We start from the raw sequence: 16539 nt of genomic DNA, 5'->3' as shown, positions 1-16539 counted from the left end.
AAGACTACGGGTTCGCTACGACTACTCCCCGGTCTGCAGCTTGGCCAGCCGGTTCTCGAACATGCGGACGACCTCGTCGCGGGCCTGGGTGGCGCGCTCGTAGGCGAGGTAGTCGCCGATCTGCTCGGCGGACTTGCCGCGCATCCTGGCCCGCAGCGAGGCCACGGTCAGCTCGGAGTAGCCGGGCAGCGGCTCGGCCAGGTCGTCCGGGACGACCTTGGGCTCCGCCACGGGGGCGACCGGCTCGGTGACGGCCTCCGCGGCGGCCTTGAGCACGCCGTCCTGGGGCGCGGCGGCGGCCGCGGGCTCCTCGGTGACCTCGGTGACGGCGGCGGGCTCGGCGGCGGCCTTGGCGGCCTTCGTCGCCTTCGCGGGCTTGGCCGGCTTGGCGGTCGTGGTGGTCGCGGCCTTCGTGCTCTTGGCGGTCTTCGTGGCCTTGGCGGCCCTGGCGGGCTTCGCGGCGGGCTCGGCCTCCGTCGGCGCATTGGCCTTGACCTCGGCCTCTGCGGGCGCCTCCACCTCCGCCTTGACCTCGGCCTTGGCAGGCGCGTCGGCCTTCGCCGGGGCCTCCGTCTCGGCGGCGGCTTCCGGCTCGGGCTCGGACGTCGCCTTGGAGCCGGTCGACGGCTTGGGCTCGGTCGTCGTCTTCGCCTCGGTCTCCGGCTTGGGCTCGGTCTCCGGCTTGGCGGCGGTCTTGCCCGCGGGGGCGAAGATGACCGGGTCCGGCTTGCTCTTGGCCGACCCGTTGGGCGCGGCCTCCGGGCGCGGCGTGAAGATGACCGGCTCCTTGCGCGCCGGCTTCTCCTCCTCGGCCGGGGGAGCGGCGACCTGCGCGGCGGCGGAGGGACGGGACTCCTGCTCCTCCTCCTGCTCCTCCTTCGTGCCGAGCCCCTTGATGGAGTTCTTCACCCGGTCCACCACCAGCAGCGCCTGCCCGGCCGCGCTGAGCGTGGTCTGGACGACGAGCAGCGGCAGATCCTTGGCCTTCTCCTTGAGTTCGTCCTTGTTGGTAACGGTTCTGGCGATGTTGCGTATCACGTCGCTGAGGGACATGACGTCTCCCTGGGAGGTCTGTATTGGACGGCCAGTCTGGCAAACGGCGGGCGACCACGCACGCGCAGCCCTGATGGCCGCTCCACGTAGCATAAGAAGTATGGAGCCCCAGACCCCCACTTCCCGCCGAGTACTCGTAGCCAAGCCGCGCGGCTACTGTGCCGGAGTCGATCGAGCCGTGGTAGCGGTCGAGAAGGCTTTGGAGCAGTACGGCGCGCCGGTCTACGTCCGCAAGCAGATCGTGCACAACACCCACGTCGTCAAGACGCTGGAGGCCAGGGGCGCCATCTTCGTCGAGGAGACCGAGGAGGTGCCCGAGGGCGAGATCGTGGTGTTCTCGGCCCACGGCGTCTCGCCGGCCGTGCACGAGGAGGCCAGGCAGCGGGGCCTGCGCACCATCGACGCCACCTGCCCGCTGGTCACCAAGGTGCACAACGAGGCCAAGCGGTTCGCCGCCCAGGACTACGACATCCTGCTCATCGGGCACGAAGGCCACGAAGAGGTCGAGGGCACCTCGGGCGAGGCCCCCGACCACATCCAGCTCGTCGACGGCCTCGACTCGGTCGAGAAGGTCCAGGTGAAGGACCCCGACAAGCTCGTGTGGCTGTCGCAGACCACCCTGTCGGTCGACGAGACCACCGAGACGGTCGCCCGCCTCAAGGAGCGCTTCCCCACCCTGATCGACCCGCCGAGCGACGACATCTGCTACGCCACCCAGAACCGGCAGGTCGCGGTGAAGGAGATCGCCGCCGAGGCCCAGCTCGTGATCGTGGTCGGGTCGGAGAACTCGTCCAACTCCAAGCGCCTGGTCGAGGTGGCCAAGGACTACGGCGCCGAGGCCGCGTACCTGGTGGACAACGCCGGCTTCATCCAGGACGAATGGCTCGACGGCGTCACCACGGTCGGCGTGACCAGCGGCGCGTCGGTGCCGGAGGAGCTGGTCGACGAGGTGCTCGCGCGGCTGGCCGGACACGGCTTCGGCGACGTGCGCGAGGTCGAGTCGGTGCCGGAGAGCATGCGCTTCGCGCTCCCGCACGAGCTGCGCAAGGACCTTCGCGCCGGCTAGTCGTCGCCGCGCGGGGTGCCGTAGACCTTGGGCTCGAAGTAGCCCTCCGGCTCGGGCACGAACGGCTGGCGCGGGCGCGGCATCTCCGCGCCCGCCTTCAGCTCCTCGCGCAGCTCCCGCACGTTGTCGCGCAGGCCGCGCCGCCAGGCGACGGCCAGCACGACCGCCGAGCCGGCGAACAGCCAGGGGGCGCCGCGGGTCAGCGAGCCGTACAGGCCGAGGGCCAGCGACTGCATGATCGACACCGAGCCGAACGCGCGCCCGAGCTCGACGAAGAGCGTCGCGCAGAAGAACACCAGCGGCGGCGTGACCACCAGCGACAGCAGCTCGCGCTTGTTGACCAGGAGCACGCCGAGCAGGCTCGACACCACGAACGCGGCCCCCACCAGGTAGGACAGGCCGAGCACCGCGGTCAGGACATAGCCCGCCAGGGTGGCGACCAAGGTGAGCGCGATGGCGCCGCGAGCGGTCAGCCTGACGCCAGAACGCCTGCCCTTCTCTGCCACTGTCCCACCCCCGTTTACGGCGACCCGCCTGCCAACTTACCGTTCGAGTGCGAAATCAGAGACGTGGTTTCGAGCAGTTCGGGCGAGGCCAGGGGTCTCGGCAGCCCTTCGAGCATGTCCGGGGCGTCCAGGTCGCCGTCCACGACGCCCAGATCGTGGAGTTTGCGTGCGGTGACCAGGACGCGGCTTTCAAGCGAACCGACCGACTTGTTGTACGCCTCCACCGCCCGCGTCAGCGCCTTGCCCAGCGACTCCACGTTCCTGCCGAGGGACGACAGCCGCTCGTACAGCTCCTTGCCCAGCTCGAACACCGCCCGCGCGTTCTCGCTCAGCGCGGCCTGCTGCCAGGCGTAGTGGGCGGTGCGCAGCATCGTGATCAGCGTCGTCGGGGTGGCGATGTGCACCCGCCGCGCCATGGCGTACTCCAGCAGCGCGGAGTCGCGTTCGAGCGCGGGCGCGAGGAACGCCTCGCCCGGGATGAACAGCACCACGAACTCCGGCGTGGGGTTGAACCCCTGCCAGTACGCCTTGGCCGCCAGCCGGTCGACGTGCTCGCGCACGTGCCTGGCGTGCGCGTCGAGCCGGACGGTGGCCAGCGACTCGTCGCCCGCCTCGGCCGCCTCCAGGTAGGCCGCGAGCGAGACCTTGGAGTCGACCACGATGTTCTTGCCGCCGGCCAGCCTGATCACCATGTCGGGACGCATCGCGCCCTCGACGACCTGCTCCTCGAAGTCGCAGTGGCGCTGCATCCCGGCGATCTCGGCCACCCGGCGCAGTTGCAGCTCGCCCCACCGCCCGCGCGCCTCGGGCCGCTGCAGGGCCCTGACCAGCGCGGTCGTCTGCGAGCGCAGCTGCTCGTTGCTCTGCTGCACGAACTCCATCTGCTTGGCCAGCTCCGCCCGCGCCGCCCGCTGCCCGGCCTCGGTGTCGCGAAGCTGCGACTCGACCCGCGCGAGCGCGTCCTTCAGCGGCTCGACCAGGTGCTCGACGGCCTGCCTGCGCTGGTCGAGATCGCCGGCGGCCTCGGCGCGGCTGGCCGACAGCCGGGTCTCGGCCAGTTCGAGGAAACGCACGTTGTTGACGTCGAGGGCGCGCGTGGACAGGGCCTGGAACCGTTCGGCGAGCTGCTCCTCGACGTAGACCAGCTTCTCGGCGGCCGACCTGGCCCGCGCGTCGGCCTCGGCCACCCGCACCGCCGCGCGGGTCCTGGCGACCAGGAAGCCGACGAGGAGTCCGAGGGCGAGTCCGATGAGCAGCGAGACGACATCCACTCCAACGATGATTGCAGCACATCGCGTCTGGATCTTCCCGACACGCTTGCGGAATCCGCTTGTGCGCCGACTGATCCGTCACGCACAGTATTGGGATGGCTACCGGTACGAGGCTCGCCGTCGCCGTGTCCGCGGTGTCGGTCGCCCTGATCGCCCTGGCCGGAGCCGTGATCACCGGTCCCGGGGCCGAGGGGCCGGCGGCCACCCGTCCGACCCTGCGCTGGACGCCCGGCGCCTGCGTCACCGACCGCTACGCGCTGATCCCCTGCAACGGCGGCGACTTCGAGGTGCTGGCCATCGCCCACGACCCGCCGCGGCCCGCCGACTGCCCCGACGACACCGACGACGTGCTGCGCATCGGCCTGGGCCGCACGGCCTGCGTGCGGTCCTTCCTGGCCCCGCACGCCGGCGTGCCCGGCGGTGGCGGCGGCCTGCTCAGGCCCGGCGACTGCGTGGCCCTCGACGGACGGGAACGCCCGTGCGCGGGCGCCGGCTGGTACGGCAGATCCATCGCGATCGCCTCGACCGCCGACGAATGCCCCTCGACCACCCTCGACACGCTCGAAAGCGGAGCGAACGTCGTCTGCCTGGGCCCCGGCGGTCAGGTGCTCGCCGAGGGCGCGTGCGTGGCCAGACCGCCCGCCGACGTCGTCGCCAGGTCGGCCGTGACCAGGGCCGCCTGCGACTCGGCGGCGGCCTGGGCCCGCGTCGTCTCCTTCGAGAGCACGCCCGCGGCCTGCCCGGCCGGCGTCCAGCGCTACCTGCGGGCGGCGCCCGGGACCTACCGTCCGGTGACCTGCCTGCACCTGCTCAGCAAGTAAACTCGCTGTCCGTGAGCCTTTCCATCGGCATCGTCGGCCTGCCCAACGTCGGTAAGTCCACGCTTTTCAACGCGTTGACCAAGACCGGCAACGCACTCGCCGCGAACTATCCGTTCGCCACCATCGAGCCCAACGTGGGGATCGTGGGCGTGCCCGACGACCGCCTGCCCAAGCTGGCCGAGATCTTCGGCTCGGCCCGCATCCTGCCCGCCAAGGTGGAGTTCGTCGACATCGCGGGCCTGGTCAAGGGCGCCTCGGAGGGGCAGGGCAGGGGCAACCAGTTCCTCGCCAACATCCGCGACACCGACGCGATCTGCCAGGTCATCCGCGTCTTCGGCGACCCCGACGTCACGCACGTAGACGGCGAGATCTCCCCCAAGCGGGACATCGAGACCATCAACACCGAGCTGATCATGGCCGACCTGCAGACGGTCGAGAAGGCCGTGCCGCGCCTGCAGAAGGAGGCGCGCAACAACAAGGACAAGAAGGCGGCGCTGGAGGCCGCCGAGGCCGCGCTGGCCGTCCTGGAGACCGGCAGGACCATCTTCGAGAGCGGCCTCGACCGGGAGGAGCTGCGCGAGCTCCACCTGCTCACCGCCAAGCCCTTCCTCTACGTCTTCAACCTCGACGCCGACGAGCTGACCGACACCGCGCTCAAGGAGCAGCTGTCGGCCATCGTCGCGCCGGCCGAGGCCGTCTTCCTCGACGCCAAGATCGAGTCCGAGCTGGTCGAGCTCGACGAGGAGGAGGCCCTGGAGCTGCTCCAGTCGGTCGGCCAGGAGGAGTCGGGCCTGCGTCAGCTCGCCCGGGTCGGCTTCGAGACGCTGGGCCTGCAGACCTACCTGACCGCCGGCCCGAAGGAGACCAGGGCCTGGACGATCCGCAAGGGCGCCACGGCGCCCGAGGCGGCCGGCGTGATCCACACCGACTTCCAGCGCGGCTTCATCAAGGCCGAGGTGGTCTCCTTCGACGACCTCGTCGAAGTGGGCTCCATCGCCAGCGCCCGGTCCGCGGGCAAGGCCCGCATCGAGGGCAAGGACTACGTCATGCGCGACGGCGACGTGGTGGAGTTCCGCTTCAACGTCTGATCCGCCGGCCCGGTGCTATCCGAGCAGCCCGCCGAGCAGGGCCGCGGGGCCGCCGCTGAGCGGGCCGCCGCCCCCGCTGAGCGGGCCCCCGCCGCCGTTGCCGGCGGGCTTCTTGTCGAAGTGGATCATCTCGTTCGCGTACGTGCCGCCCTGGCACACGGCCTTGCCGCGGCCGACGGGGGAGACCTTGCCGCCCGCCTCGGTGCACTCGCTGTCGGTGACCCAGGAGGGCGCGGCGGTGGCCGGGGAGGGCGCGCAGAGGGCGAACGCGGCGAGCGCGGCGGCGGGCAGGAGGGCGGCGGCGAGGCGACGCATCACATCAGTCCAATCACGGTGGGCTAACTTTCGCTACGCTAGGTTACCGGCGGATCGCCGTCGAAAGCCCATCGTCCGGATGACGAACGCGCAGGCCCCTCCGGGATTATGTGATTCCGGGACAACTGACGCGTCAACCACTTTGGGTCCCTACGCGTCGAATCGTCACGGCGTTCACGCTGACTCGGGAGGCCCTCATGATCCGACGCATCATCCGGAAACGACGTCCGGCGCCCACCCTCGCGGGCATCAGCCTGGAGGAGGAGCTGGCCCTGATCAGGGTCGAGCTTATGTACGGGCTGCGCGTCAACCGTGAGGCGTACCTGCGCAGGAAGGTCGACGAGCGCAACGAGCTGGCCAGCCGCATGCGGGAGCGGGACGCCGCCTCGATGCTCGCCGACCTGCGGGGGTCGCTGGAGCGCGCGGTGTCGCCCACGGTCGTCGACCTGCACAGCCGTCGCCGGGCACGCACGAGCCAGGACCCCGAGCCCGCCTGAGCCGAGACTGTCGTACCCCCAGAAGTGGTGCATAACACCCTCTGTCCTCCTCTCATGCCCAATGCGCAGGTCGTGAGCATCTATGCCTGTTTTGGACAGGAATCCATGTCTGCCGCGCTAGGCGGAAATGGGCGTCTGGCCTGGTCAAATGGTGATTCCGCCAGTAAGTGACGGGAACCGGCGCTGACGTCTGCCATACGGATCCGGTTTGCCGTCAGGGCGGTCATGCCTGCAGCATGGGCGTGGCTTTCCTGGAAGAATGGCGGGACCGGATAGGGTGACTACTTCACCGCGGATGATGGGGATCGGCAACGGACGACACCGCGCCAACCGGGGGGATCGGCGCGAGCGGAGGCGTGATGGCTCGTAGGTCTACCGTCCAGCACGATCCTCGGATCGCTGGCGAGCCCGAGCTTTCCGCGCGCCCGGACATGGCTGACTTCGACGCGCCGCCCTCGCGCAGGCCGCGTCGGGGCGGCTGGTCCGGTGGCGGCGGACGGTGGCTGGTCTGGGCCGGCCGCATCATTCTCTGGGCGCTTATTGTGGTTATCGTGGTGAATGGGATTCGTGCCCCATTTGAGCGGTTTACCCAGCAAGAGCCTACGACGACGAATGGCGCCGCCGTGGCGCACAAGGGATTCCCCGCTGACCAGGGCATGGCTTTCGCCGCCCAGTTCGCGGGGGTCTATCTGAATTTCAGCCCGGAAGACGCGGCCAGCCGCACCAGGAAGCTCGCCGCGTTCCTGGCCGAGGGCATGGACGCGCAGATGTGGTGGGACGGCTTCGGCAAGATGGCCGCCGTCGCGATCCAGCCGTACGACATCGAGGCGACCGACGCCCAGAACGCCGTGGTCAGCGTGGCCTTCCAGTCCGGGCCGCGCCGGCTCATGCTGTCGGTCCCGATCTACTACTCCGGCGACGACAACGGCAGGCGGTTCGTCATCGCGGGCCGTCCGGCGATCCTTCCCGCGCCGGCCCCGGCCGACCTGCCGCAGCTCGCGAAGCCGGAGACCGACGACGCGGCGGCGGCCGAGCTCAAGCCGCAACTGGAGGGCTTCTTCAAGGACTACGCCTCCGGCGACACCGCCGGGCTGCAGCGCTACGTGGCCGCAGGGAAGACCCTGCCGAGCTTCGGCAGCGCCTTCACCTTCGCGGAGCTGAAGGACATCGTGGTGCCTGTGGGGGGTGCCACCCGAGAGATCCAGGCGGTCGTGGTGTGGATCGTGCCCAACGGCGACGCTCCGGCCACGCCGAGCGCCACCGACCCGGCCGCCGTCGGCGGGCGGCTGGAGCAGGCCTACCGCCTCACCGTGGAGAAGCAGGGCGACAAGTGGTACGTCGCCGACATCCGCGGCGCTGGTCGGGCCGTTGGATAGACGCACGACCGCGCTGTTGTTCGGTACCCCCCGGGAGGACAAGAAGTGACGTTGAAGACCGTAGTGCTCACCTTGATCGAAATGTCGCCGTCGCCGTCGCCGACCGGCATTGACACCGGAGGGCTCGCCAACTTCCTGCGTGCCTTCTTTGCCCCGTTGTTCCTGGTAGTCGTCTCCGTGGTCGCGCTCTTCTTCCTCTTCACCCGCGAGATCACGCGTTTCGTCCAGTTCCTCATCCTGGCTGTGGCCATCGGAGTGATCTTCTACGTGCCCAACATCATCGAGGTGACGGCGAAGGCGATCGCGGGCGCTCTCGGCATCAAGTAAAGGGTTGAGACCGCTCCAGGGCGGTCATGTACGAGCGGGTGGAGAGGAGGACTGCGTGGACCTGCCCACGTATACGAACATCTGGCGCATCGAGAAGCGGCTCTACAAGCTCTACGACCTTCGCCTCCCGATGCCGCTCCCCATCGTCTGGATCGGCGTGTTCGTCGGGGTGTTCGTGCCGTGGTCGCTCCTGCTGATCCTGGTGGGCGTGCCGGTGGCCATGCCGTGGCACGTGTTGTTCCTGGTCCCGCCGGGGATCGTGACGTGGTTGTCCACGCGTCCCGTCATCGAGGGCAAGCGGCTCACCGAGCTTCTGGAGTCCCAGCTGCGCTACCTGGGCCAGCCCAAGGCCTGGTACCGGCTCGCGCCCACCTCCGAGCCCGAGGCGGTCACGTTCTCGGGGCGCATCTGGCGTACCACTCCGGTGCGGGTCAAGGCCAAGGCGGCGCGCAAGTCCCGCCAGCCGCAGCGCAAGCGTGAGGGGCAGCGGATCACGGGTCCGCGCCAGGTCCGTCCGGCCGTGGCCGCCGCGGCGGCGGCCGCCCAGCAGGCGCCGGTGGCGGAGGCGCGTACCGGGTGGGGGTCGCGAACCAGGCGGGGCATCGCGCCCGCGCTGGCGCCGCAGGCCCGCCGTCCCGCCCCTGCCTTCGGCCGGGACGTGCCGCTGGTCCTGGTCCCGGGAGATGAGAACGGACCGGCGCTGCCGCCGGTCGAGCACGACGTCGCCGCCGGAGAGCTGGCCAGCCGCGAGCTCACCGGCGGCGCCCTCCCGGCCCGCCCCCGCCGCGCCGCCCCCGACCGCCGATCCGAACGCGACGCGCCCGGCCACGAGGCCGTGGGTTCCGAGGCCGCCGTTCCCGAGGCCGCCGTTCCCGAGGAGCGGGACGTCTCGGAGGCGGCGCAGCCGAGCGCGCCCAGGGGCTCCACGAGCAGGGCGTCGGGCGAGCGTACGGACGCCGGTGCGGGTGAGGTACAGAGTGGTCGTGGGGCCGTCGTGCCGATCCGGTCGGCGGAGGGGCTCAGGCCCGTGGCCGGCAAGCCGATCGACACAGAGGCCCTGCGGCGGCTGCGCCGGCTCGCCGCCACCGCCGACGCGCCCGGTGAGGCGGCGGGTCGCGCGGAAGGCGAGCGCGGCGTCGCAGAGCGCCGCGACGACGTCACCGGACGTCGTGAGAGCACGGACGAGCGCCGCCAGGGCGTCGCCGGCCGTCCCGAAGGCGTGGGCCGCGAGGACGAGAACACGATCGCCCGCGACCAGCACAGGAAGGGGCAGCCGCCGCGGGTCGCGCCCGGGACGGTGATCCTGGGCGCCCAGCGTTCCTGGCCCCCGGTCGACCCCGACGCCAAGCCCCTCTCCGGCCCACCCCTCCGCCTCGAAGACCAGATCCTCACCCCCCACCCTCCCGCCGACAACTCACCGGCAGCCGAAGCCGGGCATGTGGGCGAGGGCGCGCATGTGGAAGAAAGCGCGCATTCGGGCGAGGGGACTCGGACCAGCGCAGATGTCCCGACGGGCGAGGACGAGTCGACAGGCGAAGGCGCCTTCGTCGAGGAGACCGCTCCCGTCACCGGCACAGACGCTCCGAGCCCCGACGCGCCCGACGTCGAACGGTCCTTCGAGACCACGCACGAGGCTCCCACCGAAGCCTCCGCCGAGGTCTCAGCCCCCGCCGAAGAGCCCGCCCGGGGCGAAGCCTCGGCCCGCAGGGAAGCCCTCTCCGGCAGCGAAGTGCCCGTTCGCAGCGAAGCCTCGGCCCACAGGGAAGCCTCCCCCCGCAGCGAAACGCCCTCTGGCGGCAAAGCCTCGGCCCGTAGCGAAGCCCGCGCTGGTAGCGAAGCCCGCGCTGGGAGCGAAGCCTCCGCTGGTAGCGAAGCTTCCGTTGGTATCGAGGATGTTGCCGAGCGGCCGGTCTCCGGCGAAGGGCGCGTGTCCTCCGGGCCGGTTGTCACCGGCGAGGAGGATGTCCCCGCTGGGCAGGGCACTCCCGACCGGAGGGCCGGTGCCGAGAGGCAGACTGCTTCCGAGGGTGAGGATGCCGCCAGCGAGCAGGGGGCTGCCGTAGCGGTGTCTGCCGACGTGGGCGCGGTCGTCGAAGGGGCTGGGGGCGGACGTACGGAGGTGCCGGCCGATCGGTCCGAGGGCGATGGGGGCGTACCGGACGAGCAGGCCAAGCCTTCCGAGGCGTACGGCGAGCCCGGGCGGGACGTGGCGGCGCGGCGGCGGCCCGCCGGCGGCCCGCCAGGTGACAGGGCCGGCGGTCGGCCAGGGGACGGCGTCGGCGGACTGCCAGGGGCCGGCGGACTGCCAGGGGCCGGCGGACTGCCAGGGGACAGGGCGGGCGGGCTCGTGGCGCCTGTGCCGGTTCCCAGGCCCGGTGAAGGCGGCAGGCCCGCCGAAGGACGGGTGCGCAGGGTCGAGTCCGTGGTGGGCCGGGACTCCGGCGGATGGCGCCGGATCGCCCAGGTCGTGGTGGGCGGAGGCGGCGTACGCACCGACGGGTCCGAGATCGACGAGGCCAGGGCCAGGGCCGTGTTCGGCGGCAGCAGGCGGATCGTGGTGCTCGGCTGCACCGGCGGCGCGGGCCAGTCCACGACGGCGCTCATGCTCGGCCACACCTTCGCCACCTACCGCGACGACCGGATCGTCGCCGTCGACGCCAACACCGGCGGCACCACGCTGACCAGCAGGATCGAGCCCGAGACGCCGGAGACCCTCACGTCGCTGCTGTCCGGCCTCGACCAGGTCAGCGGCTACCTGACGATGCGGGGCTTCACCACCCGCACCGCCTCCGGCCTTGAGGTGATCTCGGCCGACACCGACGCGGGCGCCGAGCAGCGGCTCGCCGACCGCAGCTTCTTCTCCGACCACCGACTGGGCGAGTCGATGCGCCTGCTCGACCGCCACTACAAGCTGTCGGTCATCGACCCGGCCGCCGCGCTCGCGGCCCGCATCCTGCCGTACGCCGACCAGCTCGTGCTGGTGGTCCCGGCGAGCGAGGAGGCGGCCGAGGCGGTGGCGATGACGTACGAATGGCTCGACGGGCACGGCTGCGGCGAGCTGCGCAGGCGGGCGGTGATGGTCGTCAACGGCGTGAGCAGGCGGTCGATGGCCGACGTCGAGCAGGCGGAGGCGGTGGCCAGAGGCAGATGCCGGGCCATCGTCAGGGTCCCGTGGGAGGACGGCCTGGCGCCCGGCGGCGCGGAGATCGTCGACCCCGGTCAGTTGCGCGCGGCCGGACGGCGGGCCTACCTCGCCCTCGCCGGCGTCGTGGTTGCAGGCTTCGCGGTACAGGCACACGGACAGGCCGTCCGACCGAGCGAAGAGGAGTTGGCGAGTGACCCCCCGGGCACGAGAATCGGTGAGCGTTAAGTGAACATGCGAGCAGGTCTGGCCCGTTCATGCGCCGAGGGGGCGGCATGAGCAGGGCGTCCCGAGCACACCAGCGTCTCGCGGTCCGCTACTTCGACGACCGCATCCTGCTCACGGACACCTGCGCGTGGGCGTACTTTCGGCTTCCGACGGTCAGCTACGAGTTCGTCACGCCGGAGGAGCGCGAGGCGCTGGCCACCAACGTCACGATCGCGCTGGCCGCGATCAGGATGCCCGACGCCGAGGTCCACCTGCGGGTCGCGCACCGCACCTACCCGGCGGCCGAGTGGGCGATGGCGCTCAACGCCACCTCCGACGAGGGGCCGGGCTGGCGCGACTACCTGGAGGAGATGTACCGGCACGTCTGGGCGAAGGACTTCTGGTCGAAGGAGGTCTACCTGGGCGTCCGCCTCGGGCCGCGCGGCAAGCAGCTCGGCAGCGGCGTGCTCGCCCAGCTCCTCGGCTTCTACCAGAAGACCGAGAAGGCGCTCGGCATGGAGGACGACCACGTCCCGGACAGCGAGATCGGCCGCTGGACGGAGTCGGCCGAACGGCTGGGCCGGGCCCTGGCCTCCAGCGCCCTGTACGCCAGGCACGCCACGTCCGTCGAGGTGGCCTGGCTGTTCCAGCACGCCGCCGCCGGAGCGGTCGGCGACCCGCCGCCCTCGGCCAGCCCGAAGCGGCGCTGGGGCAAGGGCGAGATCGAGTCGCTGGTCGAGGGCGAGATCCACAACGGCAGGTCGCTGCTGCGGATCGTGCAGCCGCAGGGCGACTCGTACGTGGCCCACCTGTCGTTCGCCCGCTTCCCCGACCTCATGCCGTTCCCCGACGGCGAGCCGTGGATGCACTTCGCCGACCAGCTGCCCTTCCCGGTGGAGATCTCGTCCAGGATGCGGCTGATCCCGCCGGTCAAGGCGTCGAAGGACGTCGCGCGCAAGCTGGCCCACGCCCGCGACATGGACCACCACATCCGCGAGGCGGGCGCCGAGGCGCCGATCGCGCTGGCCGAGCAGATCGACGCGGCCCGCATGCTCGAACACGGCATCACCAAGGAACGACTGCCCTTCGTGTACGGCTGGCACCGCCTGATCGTCTCGGCCCCCACGGAGGACATCTGCGTGCAGCGGGTCGAGGCGGTCGTCGAGCACTACCGCGACATGGGCATCGACGTGGTGAACTCGACCGGCGACCAGTTCTCGCTGTTCTGCGAGACGCTGCCGGGCGAGAAGGTGCGCGTCAACGCCTACGCCCAGCGTCAGCCGCTGCGGACGATCGCGGGCGGCATGGCCACGGCCACCGTCGACCTCGGCGACCGGCTCGACGACGGCAGCGAGGGCTGGCTCGGGCCGTACATCGGGGAGACGGTCGGCAGGGCGCGCAGCATCGTGCACTTCGACCCGCTGCTGGCCGCGAGCCGCAACCGGCCGACCGCCATCGCGATCACCGGCGAGCCGGGCGGCGGCAAGACCACGCTCGCGCTGCTGATGATCTACCAGATGGCGCTGCGCGGGGTCACGGTCGCGGTGATCGACCCGAAGGGCGACGCCGAGTCGCTGGTCCAGCTCCTGGAGAAGCGCGGGCGCAAGGCCAGGGTGATCCCGCTGGGCTCGGCCGCGCCGGGGCTGCTCGACCCGTTCTCGTTCGGCGACGACATCGCGGCGAAGAAGACCATGGCGACCGAGACGCTGCGGCTGCTGCTGCCCCGCATGTCGGAGGAGCGCGAGTCGGCCATGATCCAGGCCGTGGCCGCAGTCTCCAACGGCCCCGACCCGTCGCTGGGCAAGGTGGTCGACTACCTGGAGCAGGCCGACGACCCGGCCTCCAAGAACCTGGGCGCGGTGCTGCGTTCCATGTCGGAGATGCACCTGGCCAGGCTCTGCTTCGACCCCTCGGGCGGCGACCAGATCGACAGCGAGGGCTGGACCACCGTGTTCACCCTGGGCGGCCTGACGCTGCCCGACGTCGCCACGACCAGGGACGACTACTCCTACGAGCAGCGGCTGTCGGTGGCCCTGCTCTACCTGGTCTCGCAGTTCGCCCGCAGGCTGATGAACGGCCTCGACCGGCGGGCCCCCAAGGCGATCTTCCTGGACGAGGCGTGGGCGATCACCTCCACGCCGGAGGGCGCCAAGCTGGTCCCCGAGGTCAGCCGCATGGGCCGGTCCAGGAACACCGCGCTCGTCCTGGTCTCCCAGAACGCCGGAGACCTGCTGAACGAGCAGGTGACCAACTGTCTGTCCTCGGTGTTCGCGTTCCGTTCCACCGAAAGGGTGGAGGTGGACCACGTCATGTCGCTGCTCGGCGTGGAGCCGTCGGAGGAGCACAAGGCCGTGCTGCGCTCGCTGGGCAACGGCGAATGCGTATTCCGTGATCTGGATGGCAGAGCCGGGCGCATCGGAGTAGACCTGATCTCCGAAGAACTGCTCCGCTGGCTCGACACGAACCCGACACACGACAAACCAGACGGTGGCGGGCATGATGATCTTCGAGGGGGCGTGGGCAGGGCGCAGGAGGTACGGTCATGAAGATCCGACTATCCCGACGACTGGCGCTGGCGCTCGCGCTCGTGAGTGCCGTCCTCGTGGTTCCGTTGGTGGTGGGCGGTCTCTCCACGCCCGTCGCCGCGGCGCCCTGTGACCTGTCGGGGCCGCTCAACCCCGAGATGATCGGCGGCGGCACCGACGGCATGATCCAGCCGCCGCCTCCCGCGGGCGGCGTCCAGGCCCCGACGACGAACTACGGCCAGTTCGGCATGGCCGGCCAGTTCTGGCAGACCCACGGGCTCGGCTGCTCCGACTACGTCGCCGTGCTCGGCAACATGTGGGCCAACGGCGTCTTCACCGCGGCCAAGGCCATCGACCGGCTGACGATCACGACGTACCAGGCGGCCGCGACGGAAGGACCGCTCCAGTCGATCAAGGACGTCGTCGACGACATCGTCCAGAACCTGTCCGAGGCCATGTACTGGCCGTTCCTGCGGCCGATCGTGATCCTCGGCGCGATCTGGCTCGCCTGGTACGGCCTGATCCGCAAGCGGGCCACCACCACCGCCGAAGGCGTGATCTGGATGGTCCTCGCGGTCACCGTGGCCGTGTGGTTCTTCAGCAGGCCTGGCGACTTCACCGGGCTCGGCAAGGTCGTGACCGACAAGACGGGCGAAGTGGTCAACTCCGCCTTCTCGGGCCTGCCGGGCGCCGGCGGCGCGTCCTGCCTGCCGCCACCCGGCCAGACGAACCCGCAGGTCAAACCGGGCGGATACGGCCAGGTCGGCACGGCCGGCGTCGACCAGAACGCCGACGCCCTGTGGTCCACGCTGGTCTGCAAGCCGTGGCTGGTGGGCATGTTCGGCACCGCCGACCCGCAGCAGCCGATCGTGCGCGACTTCGGGCGCAAGATGCTGGAGACCCAGTCGATCGCCCCCGCCGTGGCCGGCCAGCCCGCCCCCGACATCGCCGCCCACCAGGCCGAGTACGCCAAGGTCGCCGAGCTGCTCAAGAACGACTCCCGCTACACCGTCTTCTCCGGCCGCGACTGGTCGAGCAGGCTCGGCGTGGCCGTCGGCGCGCTCATCGCGGCGGTGGTAGCCGGGCTGCTGATCTTCCTGGTGGCGGTCTCGCTGCTGGTGCTCAAGGTGGGCTTCCTGCTGCTGCTGATACTCGGGCCGGTGTTCCTGCTGGTCGGCGTGCATCCGGGCAGCGGGCGCATCATCGCCATGCGGTGGGTGGAGATGCTCGTCGGCACGTTGCTCAGGCAGGCGGTGCTGACGCTCGTGCTCAGCGTCCTGGTCTACGGGTACGCGCTGATCATCTCCACGGCCATGCCCTGGGGGCTCCAGGTGCTGTTCATGGCTCTGCTGACGATCGCGGTGTTCTTCTACCGGCGTCCGTTCCAGCACCTGTTCGCGTCCTTGAGCGGCCACACGGTCACCACCCGCATGCTCGGCGACGCCGCGAGCTCGCCCGTCCTGGAGCGGGCCGCGAACGTGTTGCCGCCGGTCGCCGGGGCCAAGCTCGGCCGGTGGGGCCTGCGCAAGGCCGAGCCGCTCATCAGGGCGGCGGCGGCCGGCAGCGGCGCGGGCGCGGCGGCCGGCGCCGCGGTCGCCCAGGCGCGGATGCGCGGCGAGGAGGGCGAGGGCGTCTCGGCCGGCACCCGGATGCCGGTGGCGGCCGCGCCGCTCGACACCGACCAGCACGGCGGCAAGGCGGGGGCCCGGCCCCCGCTCGAACCCCGCAGGGGCACCGCGCCCCCGCTCAACCTCGGCGGCCAGGCCGGCCGGACGCGCCCCGCGACGGCCGGCGGCGCCCGCGGCGGCTCCGGTGGCGCGGCGGCGGGCGGCACCGCCTCCGGGGGCATGGCCGCCGGAGCCACGACCTCCGGCGGTGGTTCCGGCGGCGGTTCCAGCAGTGGCGGCGGTGGCTGGTTCGGCGGGCGGTCGGGCGGCGGATGGGCCTCGCGCGGTGGTGGTTCCGGCGGCTCGCGCAACGGGTCGTCGGGCGGCTCGCGGGGCTCCCGGTTCGGCGGGTCCGGCGGGTCGGGTGGCTCGCCGTCCTCGGGGTCGCGTGGCTCCGGCGGCGGGCTGTTCGGCGGCGGCGGATCCAGGAACGGTGGATCCGGGAGCGGTGGATCCGGGAACGGCGGCGGGTCCAGGAACGGTGGCGGGTCCAGGTCCGCAGGGGCCGGGTCCCGGCCGTCCGGCGCGTCGTCGGGGTCGAGGATCTTCGGCTCGGACGAGCCGTCGTCCCGCTCGTCCGAGGCGCCGCCGCTGTGGCTGCGCGGCAGCGGCAACGGCGGTTCGGGTGACGATCCGTCGGTGCCCTTCTGGCTCAAGCCCAACCGCGGCAAGGACTGA

Annotated in this window: 13 protein-coding genes; 9 read left to right on the top strand and 4 right to left on the bottom strand. The window is 71.4% G+C overall.

The window, feature by feature from the left end:
- Positions 1 to 21: 21 nt before the first annotated feature.
- Positions 22 to 1053 carry a hypothetical protein gene (locus ACIBK9_RS24295; protein ID WP_397161282.1) on the bottom strand — a complete coding sequence of 344 codons (1032 nt, stop codon included), beginning with the start codon at positions 1051 to 1053 and terminating at the stop codon, positions 22 to 24.
- Positions 1054 to 1153: 100 nt separating this feature from the next.
- Here ACIBK9_RS24295 and ACIBK9_RS24290 point away from each other — a divergent pair, with 100 nt between their 5' ends.
- Positions 1154 to 2119: a 4-hydroxy-3-methylbut-2-enyl diphosphate reductase gene (locus ACIBK9_RS24290; protein WP_387677138.1), complete on the top strand. Its 966-nt coding sequence runs from the start codon at positions 1154 to 1156 to the stop codon at positions 2117 to 2119.
- Here the strand turns inward: ACIBK9_RS24290 and ACIBK9_RS24285 are convergent.
- Both ACIBK9_RS24285 and ACIBK9_RS24280 read right to left on the bottom strand, forming a co-directional pair.
- The gene (locus ACIBK9_RS24285; protein WP_358294442.1) at positions 2116 to 2625 is read right to left on the bottom strand and encodes a DUF6542 domain-containing protein; all 510 of its coding nucleotides are present in this window, start codon (positions 2623 to 2625) and stop codon (positions 2116 to 2118) included. The two genes, ACIBK9_RS24290 and ACIBK9_RS24285, sit on opposite strands and share 4 nt — an antisense overlap.
- A gap of 14 nt (positions 2626 to 2639) precedes the next feature.
- Positions 2640 to 3896, bottom strand: a complete 1257-nt coding sequence (locus tag ACIBK9_RS24280; protein ID WP_397161279.1) for a DNA recombination protein RmuC — start codon at positions 3894 to 3896, stop codon at positions 2640 to 2642.
- Between the two features lie 95 nt (positions 3897 to 3991).
- Between ACIBK9_RS24280 and ACIBK9_RS24275 the strand changes: the two genes are divergently transcribed.
- Both ACIBK9_RS24275 and ychF read left to right on the top strand, forming a co-directional pair.
- Entirely contained in the window at positions 3992 to 4717 is a 726-nt protein-coding gene (locus tag ACIBK9_RS24275) for a hypothetical protein (RefSeq protein WP_397161277.1), read from the top strand.
- 11 nt (positions 4718 to 4728) lie between these two features.
- Positions 4729 to 5805 (top strand): redox-regulated ATPase YchF, encoded by a 1077-nt coding sequence (gene ychF, locus ACIBK9_RS24270; protein ID WP_352352936.1) that lies wholly within the window; start codon positions 4729 to 4731, stop codon positions 5803 to 5805.
- 15 nt (positions 5806 to 5820) lie between these two features.
- Here ychF and ACIBK9_RS24265 read toward each other — a convergent pair whose 3' ends face one another.
- The gene (locus ACIBK9_RS24265; protein ID WP_364337782.1) at positions 5821 to 6120 is read right to left on the bottom strand and encodes a hypothetical protein; all 300 of its coding nucleotides are present in this window, start codon (positions 6118 to 6120) and stop codon (positions 5821 to 5823) included.
- Between the two features lie 197 nt (positions 6121 to 6317).
- Between ACIBK9_RS24265 and ACIBK9_RS24260 the strand changes: the two genes are divergently transcribed.
- From ACIBK9_RS24260 to ACIBK9_RS24235, 6 genes are all read left to right on the top strand, one after another.
- Positions 6318 to 6617 (top strand): hypothetical protein, encoded by a 300-nt coding sequence (locus ACIBK9_RS24260; protein ID WP_352352934.1) that lies wholly within the window; start codon positions 6318 to 6320, stop codon positions 6615 to 6617.
- Positions 6618 to 7240: 623 nt separating this feature from the next.
- A complete protein-coding gene (locus ACIBK9_RS24255; protein WP_352352933.1) occupies positions 7241 to 7993 on the top strand; it encodes a conjugal transfer protein in 753 nt (250 codons plus the stop codon).
- Positions 7994 to 8074: 81 nt separating this feature from the next.
- Positions 8075 to 8320 carry a hypothetical protein gene (locus ACIBK9_RS24250; RefSeq protein WP_352325464.1) on the top strand — a complete coding sequence of 82 codons (246 nt, stop codon included), beginning with the start codon at positions 8075 to 8077 and terminating at the stop codon, positions 8318 to 8320.
- Positions 8321 to 8375: 55 nt separating this feature from the next.
- Complete coding sequence (locus ACIBK9_RS24245) at positions 8376 to 11690, top strand: TcpE family conjugal transfer membrane protein (protein ID WP_397161273.1); 3315 nt, start codon at positions 8376 to 8378, stop codon at positions 11688 to 11690.
- Between the two features lie 47 nt (positions 11691 to 11737).
- Positions 11738 to 14215, top strand: a complete 2478-nt coding sequence (locus ACIBK9_RS24240) for an ATP-binding protein (RefSeq protein WP_397161271.1) — start codon at positions 11738 to 11740, stop codon at positions 14213 to 14215.
- Positions 14212 to 16539: a type IV secretion system protein gene (locus ACIBK9_RS24235; RefSeq protein ID WP_397161269.1), complete on the top strand. Its 2328-nt coding sequence runs from the start codon at positions 14212 to 14214 to the stop codon at positions 16537 to 16539. Before ACIBK9_RS24240 ends, ACIBK9_RS24235 begins: the two co-directional genes overlap by 4 nt.

It is taken from the genome of Nonomuraea sp. NPDC050227 (genome assembly GCF_044459705.1).
In the GTDB taxonomy this organism is placed as follows: domain Bacteria; phylum Actinomycetota; class Actinomycetes; order Streptosporangiales; family Streptosporangiaceae; genus Nonomuraea.
This window is presented reverse-complemented; position numbering and strand designations above follow the sequence as displayed.